Here is a 2782-nt window from a genome sequence, read left to right on the forward strand (position 1 = left end):
GCATGGCAGCTGAAATGTTCGGGAAGAAGATTCTCAAAATGAGAAGATACACGGGAAGTCTGGCGCTGCAGCTCATGAACGGGGCAATCAGAATCGTGACAAGTCTTTCTTGAGGATCATCGATGGAACGAGTGGCCATGATGGAAGGTACGTTGCAACCGAATCCGAGGATGAGTGACATGAACGCCCTCCCACTCAACTTGAACTTCTCCATGATTCTATCCATCACGAAAGCTGCTCGCGGAAGATATCCACTTTCCTCCAGAAAGCCGAGTGCGAGAAACATGGCAAAGATGTTGGGTACGAACACCAGAACACTTCCTAGTCCTCCGATGATACCATCTGAAAGTAGCGAGGTGAGAACGTTTTCCCCAAGCGTGGTTGTTATCAGTGAGCCTAGATATGAGAAAGCCGAGTCGAGGAGGTCCGCGAAAACTTGGGCGATATCGAAGGTGAACTTGAATACGAGGTACATCAGAGCAAAGAAAAGAGGAAAAGCCAGGAACTTGTGCGTTAAGACATGGTCAATCGCTTCTGACGAGGACAGAGATTTTCCTTTCGCATCTGAATATGCTTCTTTCACTATGCTCTCAACGTACTCTCGCTTTCTCCTTGAAATGAGAAGGCGGTAACCGATCCTTTCCTCTTCACTCAGCGTCGGAAGTCCCAGCTTTACACCTTCTCCGTAGAACGCCGGATCGCCCGAAAGGTATTTCAAAGCGAAGTACCTTGGGTTCACTCTGATCTTTTTTCCTCGTAGAACACTTTCGATCTGCGATATTTCCGATTCTATTTTCTCTCCGTACCTTATCACTACCCTGTGAAAAATATCTTTCTCCTCATAGTACTCGACAATCCTGTCTTTGAGTTTTTCGATTCCCTTGCCAGTGACAGCAGAGGTGAAAACCACAGGTACTCCCAGGTGCTTTTGGAGTTCGTATCTGTCTATCTTGATTCCTGTTTTTTCAGCTTCGTCTATGGCGGTCAGAGCAAGGATCACCTTTTTCTCCATCTCTAGAATCTCGAGTAACAGGTAGAGACTCTGCTCTGGATTGACAGAATCTCCCACAACAACCACGATGTCGGTGTTTCCTTTGAGCAAATAGTCTCGTGCTATCTTTTCGTCTATCGACGAATATCCAAGTGAGTAAGTTCCCGGAAGATCGACTAGGTTTATTCTATAACCCCTGTGGGTGAAAAAGCCTTCTTTTTTCTCAACGGTCACACCTGGCCAGTTGGCCACATACTGTTTTGTACCTGTCAGGACGTTGAAAAGGCTTGTTTTGCCAACGTTCGGGCAGCCGGCAAGGGCAACTCTTACAACTTCTTGGGATGCTCTAGCTCTTTGTGTACTTCTCTTCAGAAACATTCTCTATCCTCCTCACCCAGATCTTCATAGCCTCTCCTCGTCCCAGAGATATCTCTCGCCCTTCAACGGAGTATCTCCCCCTCAAGACTACCATCGTTTTTCCTCTCTCTATCCCAAGAGCTTTCATTCTTAACAAGAACCTTCTTCCTCCTCTTAAATCGATGACCCGGTAAACACCGTCGTTTGCAAGAAAGAGTGGCAGCTCATTGGATTTCGTTTCCACTTCTATGCCGTTTGCTTCTTTTTTCCTCAAGGTGATGCTTCTTCCTCCTACCTTACAGACGATCGGATCACCGAGGGGTGCTATTTGAACGATTTCGATCTCTTCGCCGGGAATGATACCCATTCCTACGAGTTTTTCATGGAGATCTCCAGAAAAGTTCAGAGATACAATCCTTGCACGAACTCCGGGTGTAAGGTCTGACAATCTCATCAAGGCCCCTCCTTTTTGAGAACGATTCTCAAAAACTACAAGAAAATTATATCACCGATGTTACGAAGCTTTCAATATATGTGTATTGCATATGGTTACTGTGCGAGTCTTCTGACCAACTTTATGGCACCGTGAGGACATACTTCGTGGCAGACGTAGCATCTTATGCACTTGCGGTAGTCGATTTCTTGGGAGGAAATATCCATCGCCGAGGCAGGACATCTTTCTTCACAAAGTCCGCATCTCACACACTTTTTTCTGTCAATGATGGGGTACTTCACGAAAACTCTTGAAAATACCCTGGAAATCCTCGAAATAGTAGACACAGTGGAAGGAAGTTCTACGCTAGATGAGAAGGATCCCACAATTTTGTACTCCGGAACGAGATTCCTTTTTCTTGCATGTTTTACCGTGTAAACCAGCTCATCCACTTCTAGCAAGGTACACACAGCGTCGTCAAGCGCAAAAGCGTTCTTTGAAATGCCTACGATGCCGAAGAATTTTTTCTTGCCGTTTGTAGGGCCGTTTCCTTCCATGCCTTCCACTCCGTCGAGAATCGTAAGGACGGGGGAAACGATGCAATGAACATCTATCAAGAGGTTTGCAAAATCGTCGTAGTTTTTTGCTCTCATGTGCCAGGAAGATTTTTCCAACCCCATCACGCATCCGAAGGTGTTTTTCACACCAAGTGTCATCACCATCTGAGAATGTGTCTTGAGTTTTGGAAGGTTAACCACTTTGTCAGCTTCTAAAACCTTACGGGAGATTTTGATCTTTTGAAAGATCTCACCGCTCACCTCGACGGAATCGTCCAGTGGTATACAGGGAACTCCAAGTTCTTTGCATACTTTTTCCACACCGGAGACTCTTATCACTCTCTTGAAACTGCTGAAGGCGGGACTGTCACCAACGAAAGGCTGAGTTCCTCGATCGATCAGAAATTCGAGAACACTCTTTAAGATAAGAGGATGCGTGGTGAC

Annotated in this window: 3 protein-coding genes; all 3 read right to left on the reverse strand. The window is 45.9% G+C overall.

The genetic code is table 11. From position 1 onward, the window contains the following. Positions 1-1369: ferrous iron transport protein B (feoB, locus tag J7K79_RS08265; RefSeq protein ID WP_296907429.1), on the reverse strand; the 1369-nt coding region annotated here is incomplete at its 3' end. Continuing rightward, positions 1338-1802 (reverse strand): ferrous iron transport protein A, encoded by a 465-nt coding sequence (locus J7K79_RS08270; RefSeq protein WP_296907431.1) that lies wholly within the window; start codon positions 1800-1802, stop codon positions 1338-1340. The genes feoB and J7K79_RS08270, both read right to left, overlap by 32 nt. Positions 1803-1897: 95 nt before the next feature. Next, the coding region (locus J7K79_RS08275) for a DUF362 domain-containing protein (RefSeq protein WP_296907433.1) at positions 1898-2782 on the reverse strand (885 nt) is incomplete at its 5' end.

This window comes from Thermotoga sp., from assembly GCF_021162145.1.
Taxonomy (GTDB): Bacteria; Thermotogota; Thermotogae; order Thermotogales; family Thermotogaceae; genus Thermotoga.

Excerpts from the sequence above, each read along its gene's own strand:
- J7K79_RS08270 (WP_296907431.1), bottom strand. The coding sequence starts at position 1,802 with ATGAGATTGTCAGACCTTACACCCGGAGTTCGTGCAAGGATTGTATCT.